Origin of the sequence: Pseudoalteromonas sp. SR43-2, from assembly GCF_014163885.1 — a bacterium.
GTDB classification, from domain to species: Bacteria; Pseudomonadota; Gammaproteobacteria; order Enterobacterales; family Alteromonadaceae; genus Pseudoalteromonas; species Pseudoalteromonas distincta.
Genome location: NZ_JACJED010000012.1, coordinates 104,559 through 122,222, shown reverse-complemented (window position 1 = coordinate 122,222; position 17,664 = coordinate 104,559). Strand labels below are relative to the sequence as shown.

At 41.9% G+C, this 17,664-nt stretch carries 13 protein-coding genes; 8 read left to right on the top strand and 5 right to left on the bottom strand.

Annotated elements, in window-relative coordinates; translation table 11 throughout:
* The 5 genes from H5120_RS11880 to H5120_RS11860 all read right to left on the bottom strand — a co-directional run.
* Positions 1-161: cold-shock protein (locus H5120_RS11880; RefSeq protein WP_182674564.1), on the bottom strand; the 161-nt coding region annotated here is incomplete at its 3' end.
* A gap of 425 nt (positions 162-586) precedes the next feature.
* A complete protein-coding gene (locus H5120_RS11875; protein ID WP_182674532.1) occupies positions 587-1,591 on the bottom strand; it encodes a YeiH family protein in 1,005 nt (334 codons plus the stop codon).
* Complete coding sequence (locus tag H5120_RS11870; RefSeq protein ID WP_182672127.1) at positions 1,591-2,586, bottom strand: TauD/TfdA family dioxygenase; 996 nt, start codon at positions 2,584-2,586, stop codon at positions 1,591-1,593. The genes H5120_RS11875 and H5120_RS11870 overlap by 1 nt, the downstream gene beginning before the upstream one ends.
* Positions 2,587-2,595: 9 nt before the next feature.
* On the bottom strand, positions 2,596-3,558 hold the full coding sequence (locus tag H5120_RS11865; protein WP_182674530.1) for an aldo/keto reductase: 963 nt from the start codon (positions 3,556-3,558) through the stop codon (positions 2,596-2,598).
* Positions 3,559-3,773: 215 nt separating this feature from the next.
* A complete protein-coding gene (locus H5120_RS11860; protein WP_182674529.1) occupies positions 3,774-4,523 on the bottom strand; it encodes a GntR family transcriptional regulator in 750 nt (249 codons plus the stop codon).
* A gap of 180 nt (positions 4,524-4,703) precedes the next feature.
* Between H5120_RS11860 and H5120_RS11855 the strand changes: the two genes are divergently transcribed.
* From H5120_RS11855 to H5120_RS11820, 8 genes are all read left to right on the top strand, one after another.
* Entirely contained in the window at positions 4,704-5,471 is a 768-nt protein-coding gene (locus tag H5120_RS11855) for a sulfite exporter TauE/SafE family protein (protein ID WP_310735974.1), read from the top strand.
* 107 nt (positions 5,472-5,578) lie between these two features.
* Positions 5,579-7,639: an alpha-xylosidase gene (locus H5120_RS11850; protein WP_182674528.1), complete on the top strand. Its 2,061-nt coding sequence runs from the start codon at positions 5,579-5,581 to the stop codon at positions 7,637-7,639.
* 91 nt (positions 7,640-7,730) lie between these two features.
* Complete coding sequence (locus tag H5120_RS11845; RefSeq protein WP_182674527.1) at positions 7,731-9,470, top strand: solute:sodium symporter family transporter; 1,740 nt, start codon at positions 7,731-7,733, stop codon at positions 9,468-9,470.
* A gap of 208 nt (positions 9,471-9,678) precedes the next feature.
* Positions 9,679-12,114: a TonB-dependent receptor gene (locus tag H5120_RS11840; protein ID WP_182674526.1), complete on the top strand. Its 2,436-nt coding sequence runs from the start codon at positions 9,679-9,681 to the stop codon at positions 12,112-12,114.
* A gap of 209 nt (positions 12,115-12,323) precedes the next feature.
* Positions 12,324-13,913, top strand: coding sequence for an alkaline phosphatase (locus H5120_RS11835; RefSeq protein ID WP_039486975.1), 1,590 nt, complete (start codon positions 12,324-12,326; stop codon positions 13,911-13,913).
* An 11-nt stretch (positions 13,914-13,924) separates the two neighbouring features.
* A complete protein-coding gene (locus tag H5120_RS11830; RefSeq protein WP_182674525.1) occupies positions 13,925-15,715 on the top strand; it encodes an alkaline phosphatase in 1,791 nt (596 codons plus the stop codon).
* Between the two features lie 139 nt (positions 15,716-15,854).
* The gene (locus H5120_RS11825; protein WP_182674524.1) at positions 15,855-16,568 is read left to right on the top strand and encodes a hypothetical protein; all 714 of its coding nucleotides are present in this window, start codon (positions 15,855-15,857) and stop codon (positions 16,566-16,568) included.
* Positions 16,569-16,800: 232 nt separating this feature from the next.
* On the top strand, positions 16,801-17,634 hold the full coding sequence (locus tag H5120_RS11820; RefSeq protein ID WP_182674523.1) for a hypothetical protein: 834 nt from the start codon (positions 16,801-16,803) through the stop codon (positions 17,632-17,634).
* Positions 17,635-17,664: the final 30 nt, after the last annotated feature.

Below are 17,664 nucleotides of genomic sequence, written 5' to 3'. Positions count from 1 at the left end.
ACAGTAAACTGTACACGTTGGCCTTCAGCTAAAGTTTTGAAACCGTCGCCAGAGATTGCGCTGAAATGTGCGAAAACATCAGGACCAGATTCTTGCTCGATGAAACCAAAACCTTTTGCTTCGTTGAAAAATTTAACTGTACCAGTTGTAGTTGTAGACATAATAGTATCCTAAGGATTAATAAAAGTGCGCCTTAAATTAGGCAATTTAACAGGAAGAAAACATACATTTAACTGAGGATAACGCGAAGGATTATTACTAAAACAACGTGGTACTTACAAATAAATAGGGTTTTCTGTCAACCCGATGCGAGGCAGGATAACAGTAAATTAAAGTATATACCAAGCCCTATTGTAAATTTATTTTAGAGTAAGTACTTTATTTGTTTGTTGTTTTTTTAACTAACTAGTTATGATTAAGATGATATTTTATACTTTTAAAATAAAGGTAAGCTTTGTTTAATCAATGCGTTAAGCTTGTTTTTGTGCGTAGTTTTAGAGTAGGCAAAATACAGCTTTTAATTGGTTGAAACATGACCTAATTACCTACTAAATTTTTTTAGATATACCCTAAATAATGTAATTCTTTAGCTCCAAATTACAAATCCAAGTATTAATAACGCAATCCAAAGTGTTTCAGCCACAATTAAAATAATGGGTTTCATACCTACTTCGGTTAGTTTTCCTAAATTAGTTTTCATACCTATGGCTGAAATAGCAGCAATTAAAAAGAACTGCGAAAGTTCGTTAGCGGTTTCAAGTACTATTGTAGGAACTGAAAAGCAGCTATTTATTACCATAAGTATTACAAAGCCAATTAAAAAACCAGGTACTTTAGGTAATTCTCCGTGTTTTTCTTTATTTGAGCGATTAATAATAACCATCATAATAAGCACAACGGGTAGTAGCATAGCAACACGCACAAGCTTAGTTAGGGTTGCTATATCGCCTGTCTCAGGTGATACCGAATAACCAGCACCCACTACCTGGGCTACATCGTGTATTGTGCCGCCTAAAAATACGCCTGCATTATGCGCGTCAAATTCAAGGTAATTAACCACAATAGGGTAGAGGATCATAGCTAGAGTCGACATGGCTGTTACGCCAATAACGGTTAATAAGGTGTCGCGCTCTTTATGTTCACTGTTTGGCATAATAGACGAGATAGCCAGCGCAGCAGACGCTCCACAAATAGCAACCGAACCACCTGTAAGTGCACCAAAGCGCTTTTGTAAACCAAATGCGCGTGCTAGTACTACGCCTAAAATAATAGTAGTAAATATAGCGCCCGCTAGCATAAGTGCGGTTTGCCAACCCAGTGTTACTAAATCTCCCAGCGCTATGCGTGTGCCTAGCAGTACTATACCTACACGCAAAACCGTGGTGCCGGTAAAATCGATGCCTTTGGCGCAAGGGCTATCGCTTTGATACAAAAATGAGACTGCCATACCCAGTAACAAAGCAAACAGCATGGCTGGCGCGCCGTAATGCTCACTCAAGAATAAAGCGGCAAGGCCAGTCATTGCAGCAATGCTGGCGCCTTGCCATAAAGGTGATATTTTACTGCTTAATTTACCACTTAAGCGCTGCATTACGCTTTAGCTGCGGTAAGTGCTACTAACACTTGGCGTTTACGTTCACCTGTAAAAGGGCGACGACCATGCATAGCCATTTCGTTATCAACTAAAGCAACGTCACCGTCTTGCCATGCAAGATCAAAGGTAAATACTTTAGAAAGCTCAACAATTTTATCAAGTCCTGCTTTAGGTATTGCACTACCATCGCCAAAAGTAATGGCGATTGATGGATTTTCGCGTACACCTTTCCAGCCCATGTAAGCGGCAATCAATTGGTTATAAAAAACCTGTACGTTATTTTCAAGAGTTACTACAGCAGGCAGTACCGGTGTAACGGCTTTTAGCGAGCCGTCTTCAAGCCATTCCCACTCGTAACCAAGTTCGGTTAATTTATTATGTGCTTCGTCTTTGGTTTCTACACTTAGCGTACTTTTCCAGCTTCGGCCTTGGCCTGATGTTGCGTCGTCAGCGGCTGGCATATAGGTGGTATATTTTAGGCCTTTGTGTTCAAAGTCATGGGCAAGCTTGCTGTCGTATTCTTTTAACGCACTAAATAATTTATCTGATCGGCAAAGAGGTGTAGCACCGCCTTCTTCAGCGGCCGATTTACAAAAAAAGAACAACTTACTTGGCGAAATAGGCGTTTGCGCCATTTCGTGATGCAAGTATATTTCTACATCTTTTGGCGCTTCGTTAGCTGTAAATACACGTTCGGTAAAATTAATTCGTACCGCGTTAGACAGTGACTCTTTATAGGTAAAGTTTGTGTAGTCAAACCCGGCTGAAAAAGTATCAAAGGTTTCGGCACTATTTATAGGAAAGCCGCGAAACAACACAGCACCTGAGCTGCGAAGTTTTTTAGCCAATTCACTTTTATTTGCGCGAATGAAAGCTACCGCTTCTTCAACGGTGCTGGCGTTATTGTTATTAACCACAATGCACGGAAAAACCGAGTCATCAAACGTTAATTGAGTTGGCACTGAGGCGTAGTTAATTTCGGTAGCTGACATTTTATTATCCTAATCGTAAATTGGGTGAAAACGGTTAAAGGCAGCTTCACAAAAGTGCCCAGGGTCGTTAAACCGGCGATTACTGTTAAGCGCAGAAATCTGCGCCATTTCTTGCTCTGTTAATTCAAAATCAAACAGTGCGAGATTTTCTTTCATGCGTTCAAGTTTTGAGGTTTTTGGAATAATGGCAGTGCCGCGTTGCACGCCCCAGCGAAGAACTACTTGTGCTGGCGTTTTGCCATGATTGCGTGCAGCCGCTTTAACAACACTTTGCTCAAGAACTGATTCAGCTTTATCAGCCATTTCTAGCTCAAGGTATGAAAGCGCACCCAGTGGTGAAAACGCAGTAACCGGAATATCGTACTGCTTTGCGAGTCTTACTAATCGCTCTTGCGTTAAATAAGGGTGCGACTCAATTTGCAACATAGCGGGTTTGATATTTGCGTAGGTCATTAAATCGTGAAGCAGTGCGCTTGAGTAATTACATACCCCAATGCGTTTTGCTTTGTTGTTGTGTACTTGTTCTTCCATTGCTTGCCACGTTAAATACAATGGTACTTTTGAAAGCTCCATTTGTGGGTTTTGCGCCGTAGGGTCAACAAACCACTCTGGTGGATAGCGGGTTTCTATTGGCACAAATGTTTGCGCAATCGGAAAATGAATTAGGTATAAGTCTAGGTAATCTAGCTTTAAATCACTCAGTGTTTTATCAATCGCGAGGCCAACATGCTCTGGTGCATGAAAGGTATTCCACAGTTTTGATGTTACCCATAATTCTTCACGGGTACATAAGCCATCGTTTATTGCTTGGGCGATGCCATCGCCTACTTGCTCTTCGTTACCGTAGTCTGATGCGCAATCAAGATGGCGGTAACCCGCCTTAATGGCTTGGTATACCGTTTGTGCACAATCTTCTTGCGCGACTTTCCATAAACCGAACCCTACTGGAGGGATATTATTTAATGAACTCATTGGGAATTCCTGTTAAAAATGCATAATGACTTAGGTCTTGTATAAGACATAAGTTATTATACGAATCAAACAGTGTCAATACTGTGTTAACAGCAAAGCAGTAAATGGTTCAGTTAAAAAACCTACAGGCAGCAAAAAGGCAGCGTTTGCTGCCTTTAAAAAATATTTAATTATTATGCGCTAAAGTGGGTTTTTAGCACTAAACACGCTTTTAATTAATCAAGTTCAATTTGATAGTGGTAATGATCGCTACGGCATTTGCTTTGGCGGTATTCAATACGTTTACCTTCGATTGATTCGGTAATGCGTGATACCAACAGCAGTGGATCGCCAGCTTTTATAGCAAGCATTTTGGCGTCATCCACTGTAGCAAGTACGGCCTTAATACTGTCTTGGGTTTTGTGTACAGTTTGGTTAAATTTGGTCTGATAGTAATGGTACAATGTATGCGGAATATCACTGCTTTGATGTATATCAGGAAAGTAGCTTTGCGGTAGGTATATAGTTTCGCTCATGCAAAATTCGTTATTAAGAATGCGCCTACGAACAAGCTTGGTAACTTTGTCTTTTTTATTGAGTTGTAACGCTTCTATTACTGCAACTGGCGCTGCACAAAGCTCAACCGATAGCAGTTCAGCCTTTGGTAAATCGGCACCTTTACCGTCTGCTTGTAACGGAAAAAACCTAAATAAGGCATCTTGCGCAGTATGCTCTGATACAAACGTACCAACGCCTTGGCGACGAGTTACTATTTTATTGTCGGTTAATAAGTTTAGTGCTTTACGAACTGTACCTTGGCTTACGTTAAATTCTTCAGCAAGGCGAAATTCGCTTGGTAGTGCTTCGCCAGGTAGCCAACGTCTTTCAACAATGAGCTGTTTAATATAATCAGCCACTTGTAAGTAAAGTGGTTGAAAAGCCAAGCTTGGTCCACTTAATTTGTGATCAAACATAGAGTTACTCATTATTATTTACCATTAAATTTAATCCACCTGTAGTTATAGCATAGGTGAAACCTTTTACGCATACTTGCGCTAGCTCAATTAAACGTGAACTACTGCTGTAGTGTTTAATAGGCGCAAAATATACATTATGCCTAAAAACAAATCGTTACACTACAATAGCTCACCCTTAGGGAATTAAAAGTGCTCAGTATATCTTTTGAACTCATTTTGCTTATGGCGCTGTGCCTAAGCCTTGCCACTGTAATGCAAACTCTTAGCGGGTTTGGCTTTGGGTTGCTGGTGGTTGCAAGCTTTACGTTGCTTGATGTATTACCACTTACGGCAACTACATTTTTAGTGAGTTTGCTGGGGTTAGTTAATTCAACAACCGTGGTCGTTAAAAACCGCAGTTCGGTAAAAGTACCCGAGCTAAAACTTATGTTGTATACCGGTATTCCACTAATGCTGTTAGGTTTTGTGCTACTTGAGTATATGTCGTCGCATTTAACACACTATTTAAACTTTGCTTTAGGTGTAAGCATTTTGCTTTGCTGCGCTTTAATGCTGATTGGCCGCGAGCGTGCAAATAAACAAAGTCGTCCTCGTTCATTTTTAATAGCCGGTGGAGTAAGTGGGTTACTTGGTGGGTTGTTTTCAACCTCAGGGCCGCCGCTTGTGTTTCAGTGTTATAAGCAAAGTTGGTCTATTGAAGCTATTCGCAGTACGTTATTAGCGGTATTTACTATTGGTGGACTAGTACGTGTAGGTATCGCTTTATTTGGTACTTTGCCTGGGCTCGACATTATGTTTTTAATTGCAGCGGCTATTCCTTTAGTGTTGCTAGTTACGCATTTTGCTCGTAAATTAACGCCCTACGTTGACGCTAAATGGGTACGTATTATAGCAATTGTATTGCTTGGCCTAAGTGGTATATCGCTGGTGGCAACATCGGCGCCGGGTATATTTTAAAAATCGCGACGTAAATAATTCATCTTGAGTTTATTTACGTTGACATGGGGATTACAATTATTTAACTTGTGTCTTATACAAGACTAATAATTGGTTAAGGAACTCCCATGAATGCATTTGAATTACGTGAGCCAGACTGGAACGCAATAGAGCCAGCACGCTTAACCGCACAGCCAAAGTTACAAGGTAATGTGCTGGTTTTGCCCACTCAGTTTGGTGATATTAGCGTAACGATTAGCCAGTTTGGCTTACGTTTAAATGCAGGCACCACGCATGACGAGCAGTTTAAAATATTAACCACAACCCCATCAGAATGCCCCCTTACACTTAGCAAAAACAATAATGATTACAGTGTAAGTGGTGGCGAATACCGCCTAGAATTTTACAGTGACCCTTTTCATTTCAAACTTTATAAAAACGATGAGCTAGTACAGCAATCAGCAACTGATGGTCACTTTGTACGCCAGCATCGTTTACCGCCACTGGCTAAAACCGATAACGGCTGGATTTTAAGTCTTGAGCTTAACTACGACGAAGCCGTGTATGGTCTTGGCGAAAAATGGGGCAAGCTTGATAAACGCGGCCAACTTATTCGTTCATACAACCACGATGCGCTAGGTGTTAACGCCGAAAAGTCTTATAAAAATACCCCGTATGCATGGAGCCCAGAAGGCTGGAATTTATTTGTACATACAGCCGCACCCGTTACACATGGCGTAGGTTATGCGCTTTGGTCGCAACGCGCATATGTGTGTTTAGTTGAAGACGACGCGCTAGATGTATTTTTATACCAAGAGCAAACACCTGCCCAAAGCATCAACCGTTACTGCGAGCTAACAGGTTTTGCACCGGTACCACCGCAGTGGAGTTTTGGTGTTATTTTATCAAAAGCGTATTACAAAGATGCTGACGAATTACTTAGTGTAGCCCGCGAAGTACGCGCGAAAAACATGCCATGCGATGTAATTACCCTTGATGGCCGTGCATGGCAAGACACCGACACCCGCTTTGCATTTGAATGGGACCCAACACGCTACGCAGACCCAAAACCTGTGCTTGATGAACTAAAAGCGATGGATTTTAAAATTTGTGTGTGGGAATACCCCATGATCTCGGTAAACAACCCATTATTTGCTAAAGCGGCCGAAAACGGTTGGCTAATAAAAGACAAACGCACAGGTAAAGCGTATCAATACGAGTGGGATTTAAGCCCGTTTGGCGAAGTACTTACGCCACTGCCTGAGTCGGGTATTTTAGATTTTACGCACCCTGATGCTTACGAATATTGGCTCGAATCGCATAAGCCTTTGTTTGAGCTTGGCGTAGATATGATAAAAGCGGATTTTGGCGAGCAGCTAGAAGACGACAATATGATATCTCACAGTGGTGACAGCGGTATTAGGCTGCACAACGTTTACAGCATGTTGTACAACCGCTGCGTTTTTGAGGCCGCCGAAAAATACTGTAAAACTGGGCCATTTTTGTTCAGCCGTTCAGCATGGACGGGCAGCCAATGTTTTCCTGCACAGTGGGGCGGCGACCCGCAAGCCGATTGGCAGGGTTTAGCGGCAAGCATTCGTGGCAGTTTAGCGTGGGGTATGTCGGGTGGGCCATTTTTTGCAACCGACATTGGTGGTTTTTACAAAGACACCCGCGACGCAGAACTTTACGTGCGCTGGGCACAAGCTTCAGTATTTAGCGCACATATGCGCTTACACGGTATTGGTCCTCGCGAACCGTGGTCTTACACCGAGCAAGCAAGTGATGCGGTATTTGCAGCACTTAAATTACGCTACCAGTTAATTCCGTACTTACAAACATGTGCAGAGCAAGCGCAGCAAACAGGCTTGCCGGTTCAGCGTGCCATGGCATTGGCATTTCCTGATGATGTACTGGCGCATAGTTTTGATCAGCAATTTATGTGCGGTGAAAAATTACTGGTTGTGCCGTGTGTAGTACCAAACGGTAAAGTTAAGTTTTACTTACCGCAAGGTAATTGGATTCGCTTCCCCGATAAACAAGTTTACGAAGGGAGTAAGTACTACGAGCACACACTCGCACTTGAAGAGATGGCAGTATTTGTACGCGAAGGCGACAGCCTAATGCTTGGCCCAGAGGTTCAACACACAGAGCAAGACATGAGCCAATTAACAGCATGGCCTAAATAAAACTCGGCTTAATAAAACACACACAACACACACAATAATAAAGATATTAGCTTACTTTTTACCGAGTAAAGTAAGCTAAAAGGGGCGCAAGATGGAAGGTATGAACATTACCATAACACTGCTATCGTGCTTGGCGTTTATGGCGCTGGTGGGATATATCTCGTACCAAAAAACCAAAGGGGAAGTTAACACCCAAGATGGCTACTTTTTAGCGGGTCGTGGGTTAACAGGTACATTTATAGCAGGGTCAATGATCCTCACTAACTTATCGGCCGAGCAACTAATTGGCCTTAATGGCTCAGCCTATGGTTACAACCTAAGCTCAATGGCGTGGGAAGTAACCGCAGGAGTATCAACCATTATTATGGCGTTGATCTTTTTGCCTCGTTATCTAGCGGGCGCGTTTTCTACCTTACCTGAATTTTTACGGGATCGTTTTGACGATACCGTACGACGCATGACGGTGATCTTATTTATGGTAGGGTATTGTTTTATAACGATCCCTTCTGTTTTGTACTCAGGATCAATAGCCGTACTTAGACTTTTTGATGTACCCACCTTATTAAATATGAGCTACCAATCAAGCCTAATTGTGACCATTATTACAGTGGGCTCAGTTGGGGCTATTTATGCTGTATTTGGTGGTTTAAAGGCGGTTGCGGTCTCAGATACCATTAATGGTGTTGGGTTACTTATCATTGGTATTTTAGTGCCAACACTGGGCTTAATTGCATTGGGTGATGGTAGTTTTTCAGAAGGGTTAAGCACCCTAGTAAACACCGACACAGAAAAGCTCAATGCTATTGGTAGTAGCGATGATCCCGTGCCATTTGGCACTATTTTTACAGGGATGATCTTAGCTAATTTGTTTTATTGGGGCACTAATCAGTATGTGATCCAGCGCACATTGGGCGCTAAAAACTTAGTTGAAGGTCAAAAAGGGGTGTTGTTTTCAGGGTACTTTAAAGTGCTAGTACCGTTTATGATGATGATCCCTGGCGTTATTGCTTACCATCTTTATAAACACGAAAGCCTGCCAACTATCGACTTAGCTTACCCACATTTGGTAAAAGAAGTGCTTCCACAGTATTTATCTGGCTTCTTTTTGGCCGTATTGCTAGGTGCTGTATTTAGCTCATTTAATTCATTGCTCAACAGCGCGGCGACCTTATTTTGCTTAGATGTTTATAAGCCAATGAAAAAAAATAAGGTAACAGACAGCCAACTTATAAAAGTAGCCAAAATTACCAGTATTGTTATTGCCATATTGTCGTTTATAACTGCGCCATTATTGATGTTTGCACCTGAAGGTTTATGGCACATTATTCGTGTGTTTACAGGTTTTTACAACATTCCGGTCATCACAATTGTATTGGTTGGTTTGTTTACTCGAAAAGTGCCTGCACTGGGCGCTAAAGTCGCGATTATATTCCATATTATTGCCTATACCTTGCTTAAATTTGTATGGGATGTAGACATTAACTTTATTCATATTTACGCCATTTTGTTCTTAATTGAATTGGCAATAATGTTGGGTATTGGTTACTACAAACCCCTTAAAACACCATGGCAATTTACACGCAAAGCCGAGGTAGACCTTAATCCTTGGAAATACGCATTACCTTGCGCAATTGTATTAGTAGGCTTGATTGTTAGCTTGTATATATTGTTTTCGCCGCTCGGATTAGTTGGTGGAACCAGTGTGTACTTTGTACCAAGTTTAGTTGCTGTTTGGTCTACTGTTTTAGTGCTTAGCTGGTGGAGTGTACGTCGTTGGCAGGTTCGTTACGAAAATAGCTTAGCGCATATTGGGATTCCAAAGGCCGTATAACATGCGGCTGACTCCTCATTACTTAATTTAAAATTACATTTTATTCACATAATGATTGCATTAGTAAGATAGTTTGTTTAAATTTAAAGCTCTTATATAAGATATAAGAGCTTTAAGGAAAGTATCACACACTGACACCGCTTTTTAGCAACCCACACAATTGCTAGCGCGGTACCACACAGCACACACGCACAATATGGAGAATGACATGAGAGCTAAAAAGTCCGTCTTAAGCTTGGCAGTCACGTTAGCAATGACAACCGGTTTAGCATTAAGCACGCAGGTACATGCGCAGCAAGAGCAAACCGAACAAGAACAACAAAAAACAGAAACAGCTAAAAACGATACATTTGAAAAAATAGTCGTTACTTCACAAAAAAGAACGCAAAGCTTAAACGAAGTACCTGTTGCGGTATCGGTACTTAATAGCGATCAAATTAATTCAGCTTTTGCTAATAACATGGAAGGCTTACAGTCGCTTGTTCCTTCGGTTAGCTTTAGAAAAGGCACCACAACACGCAACTCAGCGCTAACAGTGCGCGGTATTGGTACTATTTCATTTAGTATTGCTGCTGAACCAAGTGTGGCAACTGTTGTTGATGGCGTGGTACTTGGCCGCTCGGGTCAAGCATTTGCCGATTTATACGACGTAGACCGCATTGAAGTATTACGCGGGCCACAAGGTACATTGTTTGGTAAAAACGCCTCAGCAGGAGTGGTAAACATAACAACAAAAGATCCCTCGTACGACACAACAGGCAGCGTAGAAACCTCGTTTTATCAAGATAACGAATACCGTTTTAAAGGCGTTATAAGCGGCGGTTTAACCGACGACCTAGCGGCAAGCCTAACGGTATTTAAAGGCAAGTTTGACGGTTACATTGATAACGTTTACAACAACGAAAAAGTAAATGGTTACGACCGTGAAGGTGCACGTGCTGTATTTAAATACGAGCCAGAGGACGACTTAAGCGTAAAGTTTATAGCTGAGTTTTACAACGCAGATGATGACTGTTGTGCCGACTTAGAAGCCCTGCCAAGTGGTCGTAACCCTGATTCAAAGGCAGCGCCAAACAGTAACGGCATTGTGGATGGCGTAGCCGATATTGATCTAGACCAGCGCAAAGTTGACCATGACTACGAGTCGCGCACAATTGACGAACATAGCGCATTTTCGGTGCAAGTTGATAAAACAATTGGCGACTATACGTATACTTCAATTACAGCGCAGCGTTCATGGGATAACACAGAATACCGCGAAGGCGACTTTACCTCTATTGCTGGCGACAGCAACGAGCCGGTATTTGGCGCGCCGTTTCAATTACATGACTTAGGTGCACAGCAATGGGATCAGTTTTCTCAAGAGTTTAGAGTTACATCAAACCTAGCTGGGCCATTTAATTATGTTGCCGGCTTATTTTATTGGAACATGGACTCACAACGTAACTTTACTCGTGATGCGAGTTGTCAAAATAACGGTGGCCAATTAGATGCTGCAATGGCGAATTTCGCGCAAAATAACCTATCGGGCGCAGAGCTTGATGCCGCACTTGCCGATTTAGATGGTTACGCACAAGGTTTAGGTGTTAGCTGTAACGCTAACGATATCGTGTCGGCAACTGCATACATGAGCACCGAGTTTAACAACTGGGCAGCCTTTGCCGATGGTACTTACGATTTATCTGAAGATTTACGCGTACTATTTGGTATTCGTTACACCGACGATGAAGTGTCTTACACGCATCGCCGTGTAAGTAACGATGTATATGGTCGCACCGGAGTAGGCGTGCGCCCAGCAACACTTAATACAGATGATGAAGGCAAAGCCGAAGAAACCAACGTATCGGGTCGTTTAGGTATGCAATACGATTTAGGCGATGGCCAAATGGTATACGGTACCTACTCGCAAGGTTACAAAGGCCCTGGTTTTAATATTTATTATAACTTTAATCCAGATAACGACAGCCGCGAAATAGCACCTGAAGAGTCAGACGCTTACGAAATTGGTTACAAATACGCAAGCCGTGAATTTGTATTTAACATGGCTCTTTTCAGAACCGAAATTGAAGGCTTTCAAGCTAACAACTTTGACTGTTCAGACGGCACCTGTATTACCCGTTTAACCAATGCAGGCGACGTAAGTACACAAGGTGCAGAAGTTGATTTTATGTGGGCTGCAACAGAGTCGCTAACGCTTACCGGTGGTGTTGCTTATATTAAAGCTGAAATTGACGAGTTTAATTGTCCGGCAGAGGTAGCCGCTGGCTCGTGTACTGATCGCTCAGGTTTAGATGTTCCATTTTCGCCAGATTTAAAATACTCACTAACAGCTGACTACTTTATTGAAACTGAGCATGGCTTTAACGTACACATAAACAGCTCATACATTTACACCGATGAGCAATACTCAGACCTACCAGACAACGTAGGTGAATTTAACCCAGCTGCTTTATTACCAGATTACGGTATTTTAAACGCAAGTGTGGGTTTATCGTTTAAAGATGACGCATTTAGAGTTTCGCTTATTGCTAAAAACTTAACCGACGAAAGTTACGCAACAACCTACAGTGGCGATAACTTCCGTTACCAAATCCCACGTGATGCAGAGCGCTACTTTGGGGTATCGTTTAAAGCACGTTTTTAATATTTAAATAACTCCCTCAATAATTTCCCTTAAAAGCGCAACGTTTAACACGTTGCGCTTTTTTTGTGACTTATTGTTGTAATAGTTTAGTCATTTTACTTTCATCAAAATTACCTTTATCAGTCATATCTGTTTTCTATAGTGCAGCGGTTGATCTTTTTTGTGTTTACACATTTCAAAAAATAACCACTAAACAATGGGAATTACGGATGAAAATTAAAAAAGTCGCTGCGGCAATCGCGCTAACATTTGCGTTTAGCGCAGTTAGCCATGCTGATGTACTACCGCAAAGCCAAAAAGACAGCAGCTGGTATAGCGCTGCGCAAACTAAACTAACAACAAAAACAGCACAAGCGCAGGCTACACAAGCCACTAAAGCTAAAAATGTCATTTTATTTGTGGGCGATGGCATGGGTATTTCTACTCTTACCGCCGCGCGCATTTTGCAAGGGCAGCGTAATAATCAATCTGGCGAAGAAGGTTATTTAAGCTTTGAAGAGTTCCCATACTCTGCACAAGTTAAAACGTATAACGTAGATGCGCAAACTCCCGATTCAGCAGGCACGATGACGGCTATTATTTCCGGTGTAAAAACCGATGTGGGCGTTATTGGTGTAGACGAAGATATTGAACGCGGCGTGTGTTCAACAGTAGCTGGTAACGAGCTAATTACCGCAACTGAATTGGCTGAAATTAAAGGGCTATCTACCGGTATTATTTCTACAGCACGTATTACTCATGCAACGCCTGCTGCCACATATGCTAAATCGGCTGACCGTAACTGGGAAGACGTATCCGATATGCCAGAAGATGCAGTAACAGGTGGCTGTGAAGACATTGCATCGCAACTGGTTAACTTTGAAAAAAACCTAGAAGCACGATTTGTAGGGACCGACGTAGACGGTCTTGATTTTGTAATGGGCGGCGGTCGTCGTCACTTTTTACCAAAAGACGAAACAGCTAACTCAACAGATGCAGTAAGCGCTATAGAAGGCGACCGTACAGACGAGCGCAACCTAGTGACTGAGTGGCAAACACAATACCCAGATGCTACGTACGTAATGGATCAAACGGGCTTTGATGCAATAGCAGACGACGCCACTAAAGTATTTGGTTTATTTAACGAATCCCACATGCAGTACGAAGCTGACCGCGCAAACGATGTAGCGGGCGAGCCTTCACTTACCGATATGACCACTAAAGCAATTGAAGTGCTTGGTAAAAACGATAATGGATTTTTCTTAACGGTTGAGTCGGGAAGAATTGACCACGCGCACCACGCGGGTAATGCATACAACGCGCTTAACGACACCATTGAGTTTGCTAAAGCCGTGCAAGCAGCGGTAGATAACACCAACCCAGAAGAAACCCTTATTTTAGTAACCGCCGATCACAGCCATGTATTTACTATTGCAGGCTACCCTAAGCGTGGTAATCCAATTTTAGGTCAAGTAGTTGCAGTAGGCGAAACAACACCAAGCTTAGCCGCCGACGATATGCCGTACACCACAGTCGGTTACGCAAATGGTTTAGGCTTTAGAAACTTAGGCGACGAGACTGATGCTGATGCAAGCTACACAAGTGCTGCTGTTGCAGGGCGTGTTGAGCTAAATGGCGTTGATACAACAACCCCAGGTTTTCACCAAGAAGCAACCGTACCAATGGGGTCAGAAACACACGCAGGTGAAGACATATCTTTACATGCTAAAGGTCCTGGTGCTCAGCTAGCACAGGGCGTAATTGAACAAAATGTTGTATTTCATTTAATTAATCAAGCTCTTGAACTAACTCAGCAATAATGGCGGCTAACATGAACAAATTAACGGTACTTTCTTTGGCAGTAATGGTCGCGCTAGCAGGTTGCTCGAGTGACGATAACAAAAATGAAAACAATATTATCGCAGTAGATAACGCTATTGCAGTGGGCTCTGAGCAGTGTATTAATGGTGGTGTAGAGACGCAAGTAGGCGCAGATACCAATAATAACGACGTGCTAGACAGCGACGAAGTTAATTCAACTAATTTAGTGTGTAATGCACCTGCAACGTCGTTAACTACCGAGCAGTTAGCCTCACTCACTAGTAATACGTGGTTTAGTGAAGCACAAACAAAATTAGGCGCTGCACAAACAGCCAGTAGCAACATTGTTACAGAATCAGGCAAAGCTAAAAACGTAATTTTATTTGTGGGCGATGGTATGGGTATTTCTACCATAACCGCAGCACGTATTTTAGCGGGTCAGTTAGAGGGCGAAATGGGTGAAGATCACCAGTTAAGCTTTGAAACTATGCCTTTTTCGGGCTTTGTAAAAACATACAACGTAGATGCGCAAACGCCAGATTCGGCAGGCACTATGACCGCAATGGCATCGGGCGTTAAAACCGACGCAGGCGTTATTGGTATTGATGAAGCGGTTGAGCGTGGTAATTGTGCATCAGGCAAAGGGCACGAACTTGTTACCTCGTTAGAGCTTGCTGAAATTGCAGGCAAAGCAACAGGGATTATTTCTACAGCGCGTATTACTCACGCAACACCCGCTGCAACGTATGCTAAATCGGCAGAGCGTAACTGGGAAGATATCTCCGATATGCCAGAAAGTGCCGCAACATGTGAAGACATTGCATCGCAACTGGTTAATTTTGAAGCCAACCTAGAAGCACGCTTTAGTGGTGTTGATGTAGACGGTATTGACGTAGTAATGGGCGGCGGTCGTCGTCACTTTTTACCAAAAGATGCCGCGTTTAATTCAGCCGATGCAGTAAGTGCTGTTGAAGGGGATCGAACAGATAACCGCGACTTAACCGCAGAGTGGAAAACGCAATATCCAAATGGCACTTACGTAATGAATCAAACCGGTTTTGATGCAATAAGTGACGACGCCACTAAAGTGTTTGGCTTATTTAACGAATCCCACATGCAGTACGAAGCTGACCGCGTAAACGATGTTGCAGGCGAGCCTTCGCTTTCACAAATGACCGAAAAAGCAATAAACGTACTTGATAACAACGAGCAAGGTTTTTTCTTAACGGTTGAGTCGGGTCGAATTGACCACGCGCATCATGCGGGTAATGCTTATAACGCGTTAAACGACACTATTGAGCTTGCCAAAGCCGTTAAAGTGGCGATGGAAAACACTAACCCAGAAGAAACATTAATAGTTGTAACTGCCGATCACAGCCATGTATTTACCATTGCCGGTTACCCTAAACGCGGTAACCCAATTTTAGGTAAAGTGGTTGCAGTAGGTGCAACTGAGCCAAGCTTAGCCGCCGACGATATGCCTTATACAACGGTTGGTTACACCAATGGTGGTGGCTTTAGAAACTTAGGTAGCGAGACCGATGCCGATGCAGGTTATGCCTTTGCACCGGTTACAGGGCGTGTTGATTTAACAGATGTTGATACAGCAACACCTGGTTTTCATCAAGAAGCACTTGTACCAATGGGCTCTGAAACACATGCCGGTGAAGACGTAGGCGTTTATGCAATGGGACCAGGTGCACACTTGGTAACAGGCACAAACGAGCAAAGCTTTTTATTCCATGTAATGGACTTTGCCGCTGACTTTGTAAAAACAGCAGACGAAAAACTAGCGCAATAAATACCGCCTAGTTATAAATTTAGTTAAATATATCTAAATAAAAAACCCCGCCTACTGTGCGGGGTTTTTGTCATTAAACTGACATTTATAATCGTTATGTTATTGCCATAAACTTGAAATATAAATAAGAGATAGCTAAATGAAAAAAGCGTTATTAATAATTGCCACGCTTGTAAGTACAAGTAGCTTTGCCTCGCAATGTGATATTGATGCTAAGCATTTAAAAGCCGATTATAAAATTACCAACAGCCATAAAGCGCAGCAAAGTAGCGAGTCACTTACCCTTTGGCGAAACAACCAGCAAGTAGCGCATCAAAGTGAAGTAATAACCGAGCTTTGGCAGCACTTAGCCAATAACCAAATACGACCAATACGTTACTTTAATGCCCAGCAACGCGGCATTGAATACCAACCATCTGAGGTACGCGGCGTACAAAATTGGAGTGCTAAAAGTCAGCTGGTGGATAACCACTTAATCGAAAAAATGACCTTAGTAAGCACACAAGGCAAAGGCTGCGATGAAGTGAAAAACTATACACTGAGCGAAAATGGCAACGACTTTAACCTTGCCTTTATTACGCATTCAAAATTAGTTAAAACATTTAGTATTAGTAATAAAAAAAGCCAAACAAGTACATTGCTAAGCCTTAATAATGTAAACACTAATGAGCCATTAATTACCGCTCAATTTGCACAGTGGGATCGCTTTCAAACCACCGATTACGCCGACATTGGCGATAACGAAGGCGACCCATTTTTAGCTAAAATGATAAACCTTGGTTTTATAGAGCACAGCGCAACAGGTTTTTATAACCAGCAGGGCGAGGCTATTCAAGGCGGGCACCACCACTAGGTTTTTTAATGTTGTAGCTCATAGCTGAAAGAATGACGGGCGGCTATGAGCTATAAGCTGGTATTCAAAAGTAGATTAATTTAAGCCATCCCCACCCCAGTTATATAACAAACACTTTCCTATTTTTTTAAAATACACACCATCAGCCGCATAAGATTTATAGTTGGTAATAATTTACACTATTTGATATTAATAGAAGTTCACGCAATAGGGATGTTATTTAAAGGTAGTTATGAGTAAACGGAAAAACGAGAGAAGCTTAATTCCTTTAATGACAGTTATTGGACTTGTAAGCGTTCCATTAATTTACATACTTGGAATAGCCACTGGAAGTCAAATTCAATTATCGTCAATTTTTGCAACAGATTCGCTATCTTCTTGGGTTGCTGCTTTAGCTACTGTTGCAATAGCTGTATTAACCTTCATTTTAGCTAAAGAAACTTGGTACTTAAGAGAAGCTCAAATAGAACAAATCAATTCTCTTAGGAAAGAAAATATTAGGCCTGCCGTATCAGTTACACTTAAAAATAGTGATATAGCGTTTAATTTGATGATGGTAAATTTAAGTAACTTGGGAAAAGGTATTGCTAGAAATATCAGTTTCAAATTTATCGATAAAAGTGGAACTGAAATTTCTGAAGGCAATAATGTAATAGTAGATCTTTTCTTAAATCTTCACGTTTTTTCTAACGGCATGCACTCTTTAGGGATTAACCAAAGCATAGATAGCTTTTTGTTCAGTTTTTATGATTTAAAGGGAAAGTTAGAAGACAATGATATTTTTACTCCATTTTTCACAATAATTGTTTCTTACTCTGATGTCGAGGGTAATATTTATACTAATGAGTTAACTATCGACTTTGCTGAATTTAAAGGAATTACTGAAATTGGTGGAGGTAATCCACTGCATAAAATGGCAGAAGATTTAAAGAAACTCAGAGAACAAATTGAAAAAATGACTAGCTCTTCACCTAAGAAACTACATGTTAATACTTACACATCTCGAGATCGTGAAGAACAGCAGAAGGCTGATGCAGAATGGTATGCAGAGCGTATGAAGCAATAGGAAATGTGTAAAAACTGCTAACAAGAATTT

Bases quoted from the DNA above. Each gene is read 5' to 3' on its own strand.
- H5120_RS11850 (WP_182674528.1), top strand. From the start codon at position 5,579: ATGAATGCATTTGAATTACGTGAGCCAGACTGGAACGCAATAGAGCCA.
- H5120_RS11860 (WP_182674529.1), bottom strand. From the start codon at position 4,523: ATGAGTAACTCTATGTTTGATCACAAATTAAGTGGACCAAGCTTGGCT.
- H5120_RS11830 (WP_182674525.1), top strand. From the start codon at position 13,925: ATGAACAAATTAACGGTACTTTCTTTGGCAGTAATGGTCGCGCTAGCA.
- H5120_RS11820 (WP_182674523.1), top strand. From the start codon at position 16,801: ATGAGTAAACGGAAAAACGAGAGAAGCTTAATTCCTTTAATGACAGTT.
- H5120_RS11845 (WP_182674527.1), top strand. From the start codon at position 7,731: ATGGAAGGTATGAACATTACCATAACACTGCTATCGTGCTTGGCGTTT.
- H5120_RS11835 (WP_039486975.1), top strand. From the start codon at position 12,324: ATGAAAATTAAAAAAGTCGCTGCGGCAATCGCGCTAACATTTGCGTTT.
- H5120_RS11870 (WP_182672127.1), bottom strand. From the start codon at position 2,586: ATGTCAGCTACCGAAATTAACTACGCCTCAGTGCCAACTCAATTAACG.
- H5120_RS11875 (WP_182674532.1), bottom strand. From the start codon at position 1,591: ATGCAGCGCTTAAGTGGTAAATTAAGCAGTAAAATATCACCTTTATGG.
- H5120_RS11865 (WP_182674530.1), bottom strand. From the start codon at position 3,558: ATGAGTTCATTAAATAATATCCCTCCAGTAGGGTTCGGTTTATGGAAA.
- H5120_RS11840 (WP_182674526.1), top strand. From the start codon at position 9,679: ATGAGAGCTAAAAAGTCCGTCTTAAGCTTGGCAGTCACGTTAGCAATG.
- H5120_RS11825 (WP_182674524.1), top strand. From the start codon at position 15,855: ATGAAAAAAGCGTTATTAATAATTGCCACGCTTGTAAGTACAAGTAGC.